The 15,245-nt window shown below is 45.6% G+C and carries 17 protein-coding genes and 1 pseudogene; 9 read left to right on the top strand and 9 right to left on the bottom strand.

The window, feature by feature from the left end; genetic code table 11:
• Window positions 1–75: 75 nt before the first annotated feature.
• Window positions 76–678, bottom strand: a complete 603-nt coding sequence (locus K0C01_RS10475; protein WP_221169646.1) for a helix-turn-helix domain-containing protein — start codon at window positions 676–678, stop codon at window positions 76–78.
• A gap of 492 nt (window positions 679–1,170) precedes the next feature.
• On the bottom strand, window positions 1,171–1,404 hold the full coding sequence (locus K0C01_RS10470; RefSeq protein ID WP_221169645.1) for a hypothetical protein: 234 nt from the start codon (window positions 1,402–1,404) through the stop codon (window positions 1,171–1,173).
• Window positions 1,405–2,274: 870 nt separating this feature from the next.
• Between K0C01_RS10470 and yciH the strand changes: the two genes are divergently transcribed.
• From yciH to K0C01_RS10455, 4 genes are all read left to right on the top strand, one after another.
• Window positions 2,275–2,568, top strand: coding sequence for a stress response translation initiation inhibitor YciH (gene yciH / locus K0C01_RS10465; protein ID WP_221169644.1), 294 nt, complete (start codon window positions 2,275–2,277; stop codon window positions 2,566–2,568).
• A gap of 108 nt (window positions 2,569–2,676) precedes the next feature.
• A complete protein-coding gene (gene rpoP, locus K0C01_RS12840) occupies window positions 2,677–2,820 on the top strand; it encodes an Rpo12/RPC10 RNA polymerase subunit family protein (protein WP_255568288.1) in 144 nt (47 codons plus the stop codon).
• Between the two features lie 322 nt (window positions 2,821–3,142).
• Window positions 3,143–3,379 carry a hypothetical protein gene (locus K0C01_RS10460; RefSeq protein ID WP_221169643.1) on the top strand — a complete coding sequence of 79 codons (237 nt, stop codon included), beginning with the start codon at window positions 3,143–3,145 and terminating at the stop codon, window positions 3,377–3,379.
• A 132-nt stretch (window positions 3,380–3,511) separates the two neighbouring features.
• A complete protein-coding gene (locus K0C01_RS10455; protein WP_221169642.1) occupies window positions 3,512–4,096 on the top strand; it encodes a DUF4382 domain-containing protein in 585 nt (194 codons plus the stop codon).
• 1,142 nt (window positions 4,097–5,238) lie between these two features.
• Here K0C01_RS10455 and K0C01_RS10450 read toward each other — a convergent pair.
• Window positions 5,239–6,570: a hypothetical protein gene (locus tag K0C01_RS10450; protein ID WP_221169641.1), complete on the bottom strand. Its 1,332-nt coding sequence runs from the start codon at window positions 6,568–6,570 to the stop codon at window positions 5,239–5,241.
• Between the two features lie 860 nt (window positions 6,571–7,430).
• Between K0C01_RS10450 and K0C01_RS10445 the strand changes: the two genes are divergently transcribed.
• The 4 genes from K0C01_RS10445 to K0C01_RS10430 all read left to right on the top strand — a co-directional run bounded on the left by K0C01_RS10445 (window position 7,431) and on the right by K0C01_RS10430 (window position 10,295).
• Window positions 7,431–7,808, top strand: a complete 378-nt coding sequence (locus K0C01_RS10445) for a VOC family protein (RefSeq protein ID WP_221169640.1) — start codon at window positions 7,431–7,433, stop codon at window positions 7,806–7,808.
• A 137-nt stretch (window positions 7,809–7,945) separates the two neighbouring features.
• The gene (locus tag K0C01_RS10440) at window positions 7,946–9,025 is read left to right on the top strand and encodes an SPFH domain-containing protein (RefSeq protein WP_221169639.1); all 1,080 of its coding nucleotides are present in this window, start codon (window positions 7,946–7,948) and stop codon (window positions 9,023–9,025) included.
• Window positions 9,026–9,207: 182 nt separating this feature from the next.
• The gene (locus K0C01_RS13100; RefSeq protein ID WP_221169638.1) at window positions 9,208–9,375 is read left to right on the top strand and encodes an FAD-linked oxidase C-terminal domain-containing protein; all 168 of its coding nucleotides are present in this window, start codon (window positions 9,208–9,210) and stop codon (window positions 9,373–9,375) included.
• Window positions 9,376–9,554: 179 nt separating this feature from the next.
• Window positions 9,555–10,295: an SDR family NAD(P)-dependent oxidoreductase gene (locus tag K0C01_RS10430; protein WP_259372367.1), complete on the top strand. Its 741-nt coding sequence runs from the start codon at window positions 9,555–9,557 to the stop codon at window positions 10,293–10,295.
• Between the two features lie 494 nt (window positions 10,296–10,789).
• On the opposite strand, the gene K0C01_RS10425 is transcribed toward K0C01_RS10430, so the two are convergent.
• From K0C01_RS10425 to K0C01_RS10405, 5 genes and pseudogenes are all read right to left on the bottom strand, one after another.
• A complete protein-coding gene (locus K0C01_RS10425) occupies window positions 10,790–11,035 on the bottom strand; it encodes a DUF7861 family protein (RefSeq protein WP_221169637.1) in 246 nt (81 codons plus the stop codon).
• A 669-nt stretch (window positions 11,036–11,704) separates the two neighbouring features.
• Window positions 11,705–11,902: pseudogene (locus tag K0C01_RS10420) on the bottom strand (zinc ribbon domain-containing protein); the annotation flags it as partial.
• Between the two features lie 152 nt (window positions 11,903–12,054).
• On the bottom strand, window positions 12,055–12,537 hold the full coding sequence (locus tag K0C01_RS10415; RefSeq protein ID WP_255568286.1) for a GNAT family N-acetyltransferase: 483 nt from the start codon (window positions 12,535–12,537) through the stop codon (window positions 12,055–12,057).
• A 207-nt stretch (window positions 12,538–12,744) separates the two neighbouring features.
• Complete coding sequence (gene mnhG, locus K0C01_RS10410) at window positions 12,745–13,155, bottom strand: monovalent cation/H(+) antiporter subunit G (protein WP_221169636.1); 411 nt, start codon at window positions 13,153–13,155, stop codon at window positions 12,745–12,747.
• A complete protein-coding gene (locus K0C01_RS10405; RefSeq protein WP_221169635.1) occupies window positions 13,148–13,423 on the bottom strand; it encodes a hypothetical protein in 276 nt (91 codons plus the stop codon). The genes mnhG and K0C01_RS10405 overlap by 8 nt, the downstream gene beginning before the upstream one ends.
• Before the next feature lie 488 nt (window positions 13,424–13,911).
• Here K0C01_RS10405 and K0C01_RS10400 point away from each other — a divergent pair, with 488 nt between their 5' ends.
• Window positions 13,912–14,361: a hypothetical protein gene (locus K0C01_RS10400; protein ID WP_221169634.1), complete on the top strand. Its 450-nt coding sequence runs from the start codon at window positions 13,912–13,914 to the stop codon at window positions 14,359–14,361.
• Between the two features lie 54 nt (window positions 14,362–14,415).
• Here the strand turns inward: K0C01_RS10400 and K0C01_RS10395 are convergent, their stop codons facing one another.
• A complete protein-coding gene (locus tag K0C01_RS10395; RefSeq protein ID WP_221169633.1) occupies window positions 14,416–15,144 on the bottom strand; it encodes a hypothetical protein in 729 nt (242 codons plus the stop codon).
• Between the last annotated feature and the right edge of the window lie 101 nt (window positions 15,145–15,245).

Raw genomic sequence — 15,245 nt, 5'->3', positions numbered from 1 at the left:
AAGAGTCAGTAAGAATTCACTTCAATATGTGAAACAATTTATATGGTACACGGTATCATTAACCAATATCTGGTACTAATAAAGCTGTGTAAAAACTTGTCGTTGGGCAGATCTAAGTCGCTTTGCAAATGCAGAAGCAGTAATCCCAAGCTGTGACGCAAGTTCTTCCATGTTAACGGATCGCGGATCAGAGAAATACCCATTCTTAGTTGCAACTTTGAGAGCCTCTTTCTGTTTTGTTGTTAATCTATCAAGCTTAACCCGGGTCAAGTCAGAAGGTCTCTCCGAACGTTCATTTGTGATGCTTATTATATCAACTGAATCAGTACTAGCTTCAATTTCAGAAAGGATTCTCCGAAGAAATCTGCGGTTAGGAAGATATAGTTCAATGCGAATTATGTCTCCTGATACACTACGAACGTGTGGTGGACATCCAATACAATCCAACTGTCGGCAAAAACATTGAGCGTCTTCCGGAATATTGTATTTTTTAGCACTTAGTTGCGAATCTTGTGTTTGAATGATGCATTCACAGAGTGTATGGTCTTGTCGTGTTGCGCGTTGAATAGAAATAATATTACCTGAAATCTCAAGGACAGGGCAACCATCAACAGGAGTTATGTCAGCAACTACTAGTGTTGGCTCTGCTTGGACGGACCCAAATGATGGTTTTCCCATACGTGGGAAATTACTGTAGTCAAAAGCTAATCTCCCTCTGTATCAACTCAATGTGAGAAAATAAAAGTAATATTTATAATACGACATTATAAGAGCGCCAGTATTAGCGACAATAATGTAGTAATATTGATTTATTTTATTCATAATACAAACTATTGTATAGCTCATAGCAATACAGATTCTCAAACATGACCTCCACTCTCTACAAGGTACGAATCAAAGAAAGGATCTGAGATATGTTGAATATCTATAAATTTACAGCAAAGGAACAGTATAAAGGTGATTTGCCCATATTTGTCATGGATTTCGGCAGCAGAAATTTACTATAGACAAGGATCAGGGTGTCGATATATAGAGTATTTAAGTTTTGGGCTCAGTTCAATTCAAAGATAGATAGGTACAGCATATTTAAATGTATATTCCGAAGCTTTCGATTTGGTTTTGGACATGGAGGTTACAAATGTCGCAGGCCTTGTATCGATGGCATATAAATCAGGTCCATTCGCTCTGGTTATTGTAACAATCAACTTCGCCGACAATATAGAGCTTATATTTAGATATCCAGCTCCTACAGTGAAGGTCTTCAGCAGCTACCACCAGATGCGGTGGGACATCAGATAGTTCGGCCATCTCTTCTAAGCACTTATCAAGTCCGTCTGGCTGCTGGTCAAGATGGCCAATGAGCTGTCGCGTTGTTGTTTCACCGAAATCCCCACATGAATACATTTCAGTGGGGCAGCGATCTCTGATAACAGTATAGCGTTCTTGAACTCAACAAGCTGTGTCAGGCCTTGTACGGCCAGGAGATCACTTATGATTGGGGTTTGCTCCTTTCCCATGTGGCCAACAACATACCGTGTGCCATGGAACTTCTTGAGATTGCTGTTCTCATACTTCTTAAATAGGCTGGTCGATATCAGTCTGGTTCGTCTCGAAACCGTTTGATGAGGTGTGCAGATATATCTGTATCCTCAAATGTCATAGTCAATATGGGTGTCGGCTTTCTCTACAGATGTTTTTCAGCTGGCTATATGTCGGAATTTATCAACGTCAACGGAAGGAACATATCCATCACGTTCCCCGTCTTTACTTCTTCCACGCAACTGATGTAATGGGATTCCCCCGATGCCGCTTGGGGCGGGAGATTATAGTTTTGCGGTCAACAAAGCGCTGTCTGATTCAGGCAGCCGCTGCCCCTATCTGCCGGTGGGTTCTCTGTGGATCTCACCCAATGACTCGGAGTTGCCGTTGTTTTATGTCGTCATCGAGTGATTTGAGTCGGACAAAGATTACCCTATAGATACTCTGGAATATCCGGCCAGAGCGACGAGTGTGAATCAGATCACAGTTATTGACTTCATCCACACCTGTAAACGGGGGGATTTCCGTCTTGATACTGCTGTGGCTAATAATCCAAGACTGGTATCTGCATTATAGATAATGCTTGCGTCGCTCAGTCCCTCGATCAAATCATACGCCTACGAGTGTCTTGTTTCCAATTTTCTTCGATACTTAGTTGGCTGAGTCAACACACTTTTGATCTAATATCACTTTTTTGTCCATCAGAGTTAATAATATAGACACCTAATTTAATATGTGAAAGACGACACGATCGATGAACTGCTTGAGGAACTTGATAGTAACAGTGACCTCTCAAAATCCGAGCAGTCACTCCGAATACAAACTGAAGAACGACGGTACGGAAAAGCAGTAACGATTGTCGAAGGGTTTGACATGGACCAAACCGATATCTCATCCCTTGCTTCTGATCTTAAATCACAAGTCGCCGCCGGCGGTACCGTCGAGGATGGCCGGATTGAACTCCAAGGGGATCACCGCGATGCGTTGCCGGGAATTCTCAAAGAGCATGGATACAATGTTGAAAGATAAATCAGTTACTCATGTCCCCCAAATCGGGAAAGAGTCCTCTCGGAGTTACCAGTCAAATAACTACCGCAGACGAGCAACAGATCAATACCTCAATTTCCACGATTAGCCATGAACTACACTTGTGTAAGATGTAAAAAAGAAGTTATCCCTGGCCAGTACAGCGATAGATTAAACATCCGATGCCCGTACTGTGGCCATCGAATCTGGTTAAAGGACACTAGCAGTGACGTGAGAGGTGTAGCGGTACGGTAAACAATAGTAATCCAAAGTAGACCAAAACCTATCGTGACGGCCATAAAAAACACTCGAACCCGGAGCATAGCCGTTATCTACCACTGATCAGCTTCGACGAAATATCGTAGCGTTCGCCAAATATGCAGTCCAACCAGAGCGCGTACGAAGAGGATCTCAAAGTTATATTGCTAAACAGAAGCCCATAATTCGTAACCGACTGTTTGCTTGATAAAAATGGAGCAAAAGGGAACTAACTCAGGTAAAAATCGATCATACTCGGGTTAATCCGACGATATGGTATTTCCCTTTTATCCCTACCGATCGTGTTTTATCGGATGCAATGACGCAACCAGAAGACGCGAACAATGCAGTACAGAACGCAGAGAATCAATCCCCGAGTCAAGGCCCAGCTGAGGGCCTTCCAGACGCAGTACCGGAGTTCGTGAGTGACGTACTTGATAGCATCAGTGTGAGCGAAACTAGTCTAGGAGAAACAATCAGTACCCTCGTCTCCAATGCCAATTCAACTGAGGTTGCTGCCCTCTCCGCTAATGTCGCCACAGCGATACCATTGTAGTACAACAGTAATCGGACACCCAGTATACGCCGCAGTCAACGACAACGATCACGATGGCTATACTCGTCTGAGAGAGATAATCTTAAGGAATATTCATAAGTATTAGCATCGGATAAATATAAAATATTAACAATGGATGAAAAAGAGAAGTCAGCCAGTAGACGAACATATTTGATCGCCACCAGTACTGCTGCAGGGATGGCGTCGCTCGCGGGATGTTTCGGAGATGACGCCACCGGAACGCTTGCAACACAAGTTACCGATCAGCCTGGTGATATTGCCGATTTCGCGTCCTGCATTGTGACGATTGTCGGCATGTGGCTCGGCCCAGAAGAAGCAGAGGCCGGTGACGAAGATAACGAAGAGCCAGCCAACCGTGAGTACTACGAATACGATGAGGCTCAGCAAGCCGACTTAGTCGAATTACAGGATGAGACCACCCAGCTTATCGACGAGCGTGAACTCAATGTGGCGACCTATGATTTCCTGCAGTTGGATATTGATGAGATTGATGCGACGCTTGAGGATGGCTCTGACGCGACCGTTGAGGTGCCAGGAGAGGCACCACTGACATTTAACCAGTCATTCGAGATCCGGGAAGATACCCGCACAGTCTTTACAGGAGATTTCACGCCTGTTAAGCGTAGAGAAGCTGACGGGTACGTACTCCAACCGGTCGCTGATGGAATCACTGTCGAGTATGAAGATGAAGAATGATACCCGGGGTAGCCATAGTGGCGCCGTTGTTCATGGGCCCGGCCGCGTTTCTCGTCGGAGTCTTTGTGCTCGTAATCTTAGGGCTCGTGATCGCACGCATCATAATCGGTTTGCTCGAAAACTCGTTGTAATCGGTGTGATCATCCTGATAGTAGTCTGGTTGATTAGCTCGATTGGAACCGGCGGGCTTAGCGGCCCACTTCTTGTGCTTGACTAATTCGAATCGACAACAAATTGATGATATTGGCTCCCCCCTTACGGTACCGTACCGCTCGGTTGGGAGATTCAGGTTTGCAGATCAATCGGTCTGATGTATCTCTTGTCAGGGCCAGGCTGCCGTCTCCGATCCCGACATGGGATGCAGAGGCACCGTGTTTGCCAGGATCTACGGCCGGCGGCCCGAAAGAGATTTCCTCAGATGTGGCGTGGCCCGAATTCCGATATGATTCGTTTACCAAGGCGGTCAAACAACCCTAGGACAGTCATGTCTACATATCGGTAAAGAATCAAAACGTCGGACTGGCGCTCTCATTACTGATTGGCTCCTAATTGTCGACTTCATCTACACCCCAGATGGGCGTTTGCCTCACGACCGCGTAATGGCAGTGTGATCTACTTTTGGAATACACATAGTCTGTCTGTTTGCATCTGAAGCTCAAAAGCTCCGGACAAAGTGGCCTATCAAATATTATCGCATCCATAAATTGCGACTGTAACAACCATACTAGCCCGCTAATCAAAGATTGCTGTCGGGTTGAATATACATTGATTAGCGGGTCGGCCAGGGTACGCAGAATAAACCGAGTGGATTGAGTAGAAGCTGATAGCAGCTATTTCTGCAATTCAAGGATACATGAATAGAGCGGACATCTATCTATCAAAAGTATACAGGGTCAATTTTCCCGAGTTATCAATCAAGGCTCTCCCGAAAGGTCTACTGTGAAAGCTCCTAAACCCAGTATTACCTTCTGCTATCAGTTATCACCGGTCTAGTACCTTGCGACATGTACGCTTTTTGAGTGCGAGAAGATTGCAATATCAGGTGGTAAATTACTTAATTACGGTTATCATCTGCTAGCTAGAGAAACAGTTCCCTTATTCTGTCTCACCTGATTTTTTGACTCGAGTCAGTCGTTTAACGGTTAGGTCTGTTCTGGCGATGAAAAGCCCTGTGCTCCGAATACTAAAGCAGCAATAGTAAACCCAATCATTACTAGACTAATTTGTCCTGTTGTTGATCTATATCCACTTGGCTCAACACCAAGCACAAGCCCTACCACAACAAAAACAACTGAAATGACGCTCAGACCGTATAACATCGTTTGAGAGGAGACGGGAAGTTGAGAGAATGTAACCGTCATCGGGTTCTGTGATCGACCATTAATACTGTCAATACTTGCATATCTGCCACCAAGAGTGGCTGCAGGGATAGCACTCATCAGTAACAGCGGAGCTAACCGGACAAATCCAAGCGCGATGAGCATAACAAGATAGCCAACCGTAATGAATCCAAATAAACGCGTTCGGTAGCCAATAAACAAAGCAATTCCAGATACGGTCTGGATCACTGCAAAGAAGATCACCCAAGCAGGGAGTATTGGAAGGATGACAGCCTCAATAAATATCGTAACAGGTGATATGTGAGCAGCTGCGATATCTGTAAACACTGCCTCTTGTGACTCAAGCGGTGCCCATCCAGGTAAAGTGTTTACTCCTGGGTCAATCCGAACAAACACTTCATGAAGCAGCCGATATCCTATAAAGACACGAAGTCCGTCAGCAGCAAGTGAAATCACGTTGGCACCGCGGTACGCCAATGCAAAGCCACCAGCGACGACAGCACTCAGTAGTGTGAGTTCGACTCCGACAAGAGCCAACCCATCAGCAAATGCATATCCTCGCTCAGGGATTGTCAGTAGGTAGTACAATCCGATAAGGGCAGCAGAGGCAGCGATATACGGATGCCGAGATCGAGATATTGACCCAAACGAAGCAATTCTGTCAGACCACTGTGCCCACTTTCCAGATTGTTGTCGAATCCATGCATCAAGTCCGTAATGATATCCGGCATTAGTAACGAGCAAAAAAGCAATTGCAACGGCGAATGTTGGGGAGGTTCGGATTGTGCCCATATTGAACACAGTCATAAAGTATAGGACTCCAATGACTGCCGCTGGACGGGTCCAGAACCCGAACAAAAGAGCGAGAGCAAACAATAACTGAAGGGCCAGTGCTAGATTGCTCCAAACCCAAGCGTACGGAATTACAACGGTTTCAAGAATAACAGAATACCAGATATATGTCCCGTCAGAGACAGCACGAGCAGCACGAGCAGCGAGTGGTCCCCCCGCTCCGATGCCTATCCAATCCGTATTAAGCTTCCACCACCCGCCGAAAGCAAGCTCGTATGCCAATAAAAGTCCAACCAAAACTCTAGTCGCACCAATCCATGAGCTTGTCTTATTTTCAGACATCGATTTATCAGTGTTCACTGCGGCCCCGCTTATTGCAGGCATTATTAATTATGTTATGTGCTTTGTCAACTCTTAATAATTTTTTTTGATTTTATTAATATCATATGTATTATACTAAATAAAGATTCTATTGTTTGCGCTGTATTTTCGCAAAGGTTGGAAGGGTAGTCGTGGATGTTCAAAAAAAGTGTCAATGAACGTCGTAAACAACCTAGAGACAATTTTTCACCCCTGCTTCGGTAATTCTGAGAAACTCAGCAGTTAATTTTCATGAGAGGCTTCTGTATAAATATCTACGCGAGTGTTATCGGGTTCAGACACAACGAGTGGAGTATGTCTGAACATACCGTGATCCGGTGTCTGCAGAAATTCAGATCAAGAACAACTGTCGCCTTGAGACCGATGTCGGGGTTGGCAGTAAACGAGTGCGGCGTTATTTGAGCATGATCCAGCAGTGATATATGCTGTGACAAATGAGTCCGAGCATACATCGAATGTCGCCGAACAGGGTGAGTCAGACACGCCGCCTATGGGGTAATTGCAGATCTCAGACCAGTTCCATATCACAGACGACAGCGTTAGTGCCATGATCCATATTCTCTTAAACTTCTGACAATATCAGCGTATAATCCCATTGGACCGTTCAGACGTTCCAGCTGACACAAAAACAGATTCTCTGTGAGATACAGTTGAACAGGGTCATATCTGATAAGTCGGAGAACTTGAGAAAACTATCATTTGGACATAAAACGTGGAGTATTTTGCTTAATGTCGTTTTTGACTTTAGGTGCCCAGTGTGTGAAGATCACAACATGTGTCGAGCCGATGGGCATTTATTCGGATACCCAAACGAGTTATACATGGGTGGCATTGTCTTCTTCCGGACTGAACGACGCGATCAGATTGTCGATTTTTATTGCAACCAAATTGGCATGGAGGTATGGCTCGAACAGGAGGCTGGATGTACGATTCTCCAGCACGAGAATATTCTTGTTGGATTTTGTGATGGGGACAAGGCGGAAACAGACGGAATAATTACGATTCTCGTTAAAGACCAGAAAGCGGTTGACCAGTTGGCAGACAAATTAGGATCAGCCGTAGAGGAGCCACCAACAACGAACGACGCGTTTGATATTTACCAGTGTTTTGCGACAGACCCAGAAGGGCGAACGGTTGAAATTCAAACGTTCCTGCATCCAGTGGATTCAGTTGAGGCGTACAATCCAGACAAGGCATAATGAGAAATAAGACAAGTACGCCAACCGTATCTGCTAATTAGTAATTAGGAACGTCCACTGAGGGTGGTTAGCGATACGGTGTACAGCGAATCCAGCCAAGGATAAGACTTTCCCGGATGTCTCCCGAATAGTAGGCTATGGTTGCACTCACGACACTATTCGTTGGAATATTGCTACTGACGTTAATTGTCATAGCGATTTATAGTTCCATAGAGATTGTCGATGCGTACGAAAAGCGGGCATTGACTATCCTCGGAGACTACCGCGAGCTATTAGAGCCAGGGATCAATTTTGTCCCGCCATTTGTGTCCAAGACATATCGGTTCGATATGCGGACCCAGACAATCGATATACCGCGACAAGAAGCAATTACACGAGATAACTCACCAGTGACCGCAGACGCTGTCGTCTACATCAAGGTAATGGATGCGAAGAAGGCATTTTTAGAAGTCGAGAACTACAAAGAAGCAGTCTCAAATCTTGCCCAGACAACTTTACGAGCGGTTATCGGGGACATGGAGCTTGATGACACCCTGAACAAACGACAAGAGATCAACGCTCGAATTCGTGAGGAATTGGATGAACCCACTGACGAGTGGGGAATTCGCGTTGAATCAGTCGAAGTTCGTGAGGTAAACCCATCAAAGGATGTCCAACGAGCCATGGAGAAACAGACGTCTGCTGAGCGAAAACGCCGTGCAATGATCCTTGAAGCACAGGGTGAACGACGCAGTGCTGTTGAACGAGCAGAAGGTGAAAAACAGTCCAGTATTATCCGTGCACAAGGAGAAAAGCAAAGTCAGATTCTCGAAGCACAGGGTGACGCTATTTCCACAGTACTATCATCCCGCGCTGCTGAGTCCATGGGTGAACGAGCAGTGATCGACAAAGGAATGGAAACACTTGAGGAAATTGGACAGGGTGAATCAAGCACATTTATTGTTCCACAAGAACTGTCATCGTTGGTTGGCCGATATGGCAAGCATCTTACTGGCTCCGATGTCCAAACACAAGATGGACCACTTGATAGCCTTGGATTTGATGAGGAGACCCGCGAACTGCTCGGAATTGACGATATCGAAGAAATTCTTGATGAAATAGGTCAAGAAGCCAATGCTGATCTCGAACAGATAGAGCAAGAAGCACAAGCTATCAAAGAAGGAGAGACCGAAGCAGACATTCAGAATCCCGACGAGATCTTGGAAGAGATGGAATAGTAAGACAGTGTACCATCAAGCTGTATCAGGTTGGTGATAGGCCTATAGTTTGTGTGGACGACAACCCATTGAGGTTGCAATAAAACAAGGATAGCGAATCCTCTGTGTGAAGCGATTCAACGCGTGGCAACAGAGAGGTTGGTCGGTGTTGTGTTAGCGATATTGTCGCTGATCGGACAGCGTTGTTCGACTTCAGTGAGTCATTCTTCAATTGCCTTATCATCGGGTTCCTTGATTCTGAGTATAACCAAGAAACAGTGCAAGCAATGCAATCAGTAAAGTCATCACTCGATCCAAACAATATTCTTAACCCAGGGAAGGTACTTCCAGACAACAACCGACCTTCTTAGTTCTGACAGTCTGCGTCCTCGTTCTCAAGAAGTGATCATATGGAGCGAGCAGGTAAGTGATTCAGCAGCCGAGCTTGTGAAACCGCATCCAGATCTCTGCACTCACGTGAAAAAAAGATAACATGTGTACTGTTGTAGAATAGCATATGTTTTTGCAGGTGCACATACTAACTTGAGTTGTGATTGATCTTAACCCGAACTTAACTGGTCGAACTGCGCTTGTTACTGGGTCAGCCAAGCGTGTCGGACGTGAGGTTTTGCTCAACCTCGCAGACGCTGGAGCAGATGTCGCTGTCCATTATCGAGAAAGCAAAACGGAGGCAGAAGAAACTGCTGATGCTGCTCGTGATTTGGGAGCCAGAGCAACAACTGTTCAAGGAGATATAACCGTTTCTCAAGAAGTTGATTCACTGGTGGAAGATTGTGAATCTACGCTCGGAAGTGTTGATATACTGATTAACACTGTTGGTCCATTTCCAAGAGGAAACTGGGACGAGCTTTCATTCAATGAGTGGAAAAGAACTATCGAAGGATGTCTCTACGGCACATACCTCTGTTCCCAGCGAGTCCTTCCAGCAATGCGGCAGGAGGAATGGGGTCGCATCATCAACTTCGGTGTAGCTGACGCACGTGACGACCACTCATTGCCCTTGAACTTTCCCTACTTTGCAGCAAAAAAAGCTGTACTGATGTTCACTCGAGCATTAGCCTACGATACACAATACGATGGAATTACAGTCAACACTGTCTCCCCGTTTGTTGTTGAGAACAGTGTTGTTGATGTGGTTGACCTCCCTCGTAACCGCCCAGCATCGTTTGAGGATGTTGCTGCTCCTATTCTTTTCTTTTGTAGTGATGCTGCGAGCTATCTCTCTGGTCAGAACATTGCAGTTGATGGCGGTCGACTCCATGAAGCGTAGTTCCTAACTTTTTTGGGCGAAGATTATCGGGTATGTACGATTACTGTGCTCGATTTATCATTTTCCAAGGATTATCAGGCTGAGCATCTCAAATACTGGTAGTAAGATCATTTGCAGAGCAAGCAGAGGAGTTCCATTCTCATTTGTTCACAGTATCTTTTGACTGAGCGAACGGTTGTATCCCCGCCCTACTCGTCCCCAGCGGTCGCTCCTTGAGGACAGGAACATAGCCTGTAAATTTTAAATATCGGTGAGATAATAAAGAGAGAGATTATCAAGTTGAGCTTATATTTATTGGGCACAACGTTAAGATTGCTGAGATAAATACATGGCTTGAGGACTGCCTACTTATAGATACAGAGGTGAACGAGAACTGGAGTACGTATCCAGATCCATTTGGAACCGATAATCAGCAAGAACTTGTCCTTGCAGACAACCGATAAGCAACGACAGATATGGTTTTGTCGCTTAATAATGCCAATGAAGCGGTCGAATTAATGTCTACCTCGCCGTTTAAACCAGATCACCTCCCCGACTGGCGATTCTTCTTTTGTTGTTGGCAGCCTGCTCACAAAGAGGTCACGAATAGCAGTAGTGACGGTAAGCTCAATCAAACCTTCATCGGTATGAACTGTCACAATGCAGTGTCCGTCCTCACTACGTATTGATTCAATCTGTCCAGTCGACCAGTTCTCAGGATCTTGCTGTGGCTTTTGAGCATGAATACGGTCTTGGTCCATGACTCACAATAGACTTAGAAGAGCAAAACAGTATGGAATGCCTCGATATTGAAGAGAAAAGCAACATCGCATTTGCTACGTATCTAGTGCGGTCTATCCTACTGTCAGTGAGAAGGATATTGGACTACAGCGGTATCGAGGCGAAAGCTCACGCCTTTCAGGAGTGTAAATGGGTGGTTAAGGGAGACTGAGTTGTCCACTGTATACGTGAGAATTATCTCTTGTTCGGACATACTCATAGGCGTCGGGAGGAGTAACACCCCACGACCGGAGTCGATCATCAACATTGTCAACGATCGTCGTTACAAACGAACCTCGGCCACGGAGTGTTTGCGGAGCCTGTGTGTGCTCAGTAAGATAACAAAGTTCGGCAGTTTCAACAGTCCGCGCCTGCGCCCAATAGTCAATCGAAGGTCACGTCGAAGTTGTCCTTCGACTTGAGATGGCGTCCCGTGAAGAAGATCTCTCCCAAAGGAATCGATTTTGTCAATGACGTCATTAGGTACGTGATTCATGTTATAGAGTATATGACTTCAGATCTATAACATACAACATAATGATCACATGACCCAGCTTCTCTTCCCACAGCGAAACCCATGAGTATGCATCTTGGTATTATTGTCAACTGCTCCGGGGTCAAGCCCCGGAGCTTGTCAGTGGACTCCCGTTTTAGCCGGGCAATTCGGCAGGGGTGTACTCACCGTTCACGTTCAACGTCCCTGACTTCAGGGCCAGTTGACTACTGGCCCATCCACCGCGAGACTTCTGCCCTCGGTGGATATACCCGCAATATCGATTGGCGATGTTCTTCGCCGCATTGTAATCGGCATTTGCCTCGTATCCACAGTCCTGACACGCGAATTGTTGTCGGGTCAGAAGTAGCGCACGTCCTTTACTAAGAAGATTAGACGACAGCAACCTATCAAGCCACAGATATTTCTGAATATGTTGTGTCAACTCGTTGTATTTTCTTTCGATGATCGTCTCGTAAGGTTTCGTCAGCAGTATAACAAGAGTGGTTAAAGTGGTCGAGCAACCATCTCTCCCCAGTGTTCAAAGCCATACCGCTCGTAAAACGTCTTTGCTCGCTTATTTGTTGGATCAACATCGAGAACCAGTCGATCCAGTGGGAGTTCCTGTGCTGAGGCAATCTCAATTACAGCATCCATCAAACTTGATCCAACAACTGTACCGCGATGATCTGGTATAACAAATAATTCATTAAGCACGGCAGCGTCCCAGATCATCGCAAAGCGTTCTGGGAGAACAAACGCATAGCCAACTACTTCGTTGTCAATCTCAGCGAGCATGATGCAATCTTCTGTAGCTACACAGTCAGCGGCCCACTGCAGGTAGCGATCTCTGTATGCATCATCCAGCTTTGCCTCATATTGAGACATTTTTTCTGGACCACCAGTGGTGTCTCCAAGCTCGCGTTCAAACCTCTGTTTTAGTTTCCAGAGAACCTCAGAATCACGATCTGGTTGGTAGGTGCGAATCATCAGGTGACGAAATATTTGCCGTCTGAATAGATGTATGTCTTGTTCTTGAGCGTAGTGAAGTACCTCGGGGTCAAGCTCCGAGGCACTTTGCCTGCTTTTTCTGTAGAACGATACTGGGTATTGTTTTTAGCCATTTCCTACACAGGGCAAAGCAAAGGTCTTCCGGAAAGGCCTACGTTACTGATCATTTTGCAGGCCTTAATATAGCTATTCGCTGGTATCTTGAGAGTCAGAACGAGGCATATCATGCCCTGTATCATCAGATGTAGTCCGATTCACTAGGTCTGTGTCTTTTCGATCATCATCTTCTCGCCACGGAACTATGTCCTGTTCACTTGCAGCACGAGCAATAGCATGTGCTGCCGTTGGATTTGTAATAAAAATAAAGAACAACAGCAAGACAATTTTTACCGTCGGTGAGCCCCAACCAAGTGCGATTGCTGCAAAAGCTACTCCAGCAAGCGCCAAACCTACGCCAAGTGTGTCGGTCTGTGAAACAGTGTGTGCACGTGAATATACGTCAGGAAGCCGAATTACTCCGACTGCTGACACCAGTGTGAAAAAGATTCCAAAGATAAGACAAACGACAATTAGCGTGAAATAAATAAATTCAATCATAGCGTATCACCTCATCAATAGCACGCCTAAAGAAGGAAACAGCCATCAAAAAAGGAAGTGATGTATAGATCAGTGTCAGTTCATCAATACCGACAGATAACAAAGCAGGTACGGCAACAGTGTTTATACCGGAGAAGATAACAGTGATCACGCAGCTGTGTGCTGTCGAGGTCTTTTTTGTCCAGTAAAATGTCACAATAATGAGAGTAATAAAAGTCGCCGCTGCAATAAACAATGTCTGAATATACCCGATACTTGGCTCAATCATGGGTTCCTGTCTGCTGGGATTTTACGATAGCTGTCATACCTTACGGAGGATACATCAATAAGTGCTGTCCGTATCTCTGCATCTCTCAAGCCTGATGTACAACCTACACGTTAGAGAACGTGCCAGGGATCATCAGTGAACAGACAAGCTAGCACTGACTAGCTATCTCTGATAGTGAAATATACAATTGTTGTAACAATGTGGTGAATAGCACTCAAAATACTGATAACCTAGTTGTCTATAGATAGAGCAGGCCGAGTGACTCGTGGTCGTCCGAAACCCTCGGGGCTTGACCCCGAGGCCGTTGGCTGTCACGCATGAAGCTCTTTCTCTGGTTACAACCACCGGTAAAAGAAACGTCAGTATTGGGAAAATCCATGCAGTCAAAACACATATTTTTGTTGATGTTTTCAACCCGAGCTGCGTGATGGATTGCTATTTTTGGTTCTATCGAACAGAACTTTCCGTCTTGCTACAAAATAGAAATCATGCGAATACTCGTTCCCTTTAATACCGACACGACCGATATAATCACGAGAGAGCAGTTCAAGATTACTGCTGAAAGTAAAGAGACAATTCGTCAGGCTCTTGAACTGTTCGGTGGAAGTCCACAGACAGAGATCGTTGTTGCTCACCTCACCCGTGGAGAGATCGAGGAAAAAGAAGGCATGCTCAGCCAAATTGAATCAATGGGAGAAGGATACGATGCAACGGTGACTGCTGGTCTTCGTAAACTGGAGTACAACGACGAATCAACAGAATCAGTGCGGCAGGGATTGCTTGATCTTGTTGATGAGCAGGCAATCGATGTCGTTGTTCTCAATTACGAGCCACGATCAGCAACACAGCAGTTTTTTGCCTCAGAGACCATTGCAGAAACGCTGCTCGGAGAACGAAATACTCCAGTTGTGTTTGTGTCATCAGAAGCCAGCGTGTGAATCGCCGGGGCTGCATGTACACACAACAGAGCAGACCAATGATCTTGTATTAGCTCATTCACGAACGCGAACTGTAAGCAGGGGTTTCTGTGTATTTTTGGCAAGTTCGGACTGAACGGGGCCAAAAATTCGCTCCCGCAGTGTTGGCTCGGATTCACTCAGGATTACAAAATCATAGTCAGAACCTTCTGAAAGAATAGCATCAACCCGATTATACGCCATTGATCGTTTCCATGAAATCCGATCCTTGTCAAGACCAAGCTCTGTAAGTCGGCTTTTCATCCCTCGAAGTAAATATTCAGTCGTGTCGTATGGCTGATCGACCGAATCCCCAGCGACATGAAACAGTGTAAATTCGGCATCAGTTTCCTCGAACAGTGTTCCAATGGTCGTAGCAATCCGGTCGAGATCGGCATCAGGCTTCACGAGTACCAGTCCGCGTGGCGTGTCAGTAGAAGGCGACTCAGATCCTGGAACTAGCACCGATTGACAGTTATATTTGTTTGTAGCTCTGTCGATCAATTGGCTTCGATCATGAGCAAATACCAATTCTGTTTGTACACCAAGGCCGTAATCTGTGATCTGATCAGCAACGGACTGTAGTGTCTGTTGGCCTTCTGCACCAAACTGTGTACGGGCTTGCTCCGATGTTGTCTGGTGTGGAATCAACCAGTACCCAAGGAGGATCACGTCAGCTGGAGGCAAGGCATTAACGAGTGCTCCACTAACCGATGGTGACTCAGACACATCAACCGGTATAAGCACTCGATTGAGAGCTGTCATAACACGTACTCATAGCTGTCGAGTTAAATATCATGGGCTCACCACAATGACAAGCTACAAAACTTGATGGGAAATGGCGCCACTTCTCTGTACTGATATGT

Source organism: Salinarchaeum sp. IM2453 (genome assembly GCF_019693215.1).
In the GTDB taxonomy this organism is placed as follows: domain Archaea; phylum Halobacteriota; class Halobacteria; order Halobacteriales; family Salinarchaeaceae; genus IM2453.
The sequence above is the reverse complement of the archived record's forward strand: the minus strand, read 5'-3'. Positions and strand labels throughout refer to the sequence as shown.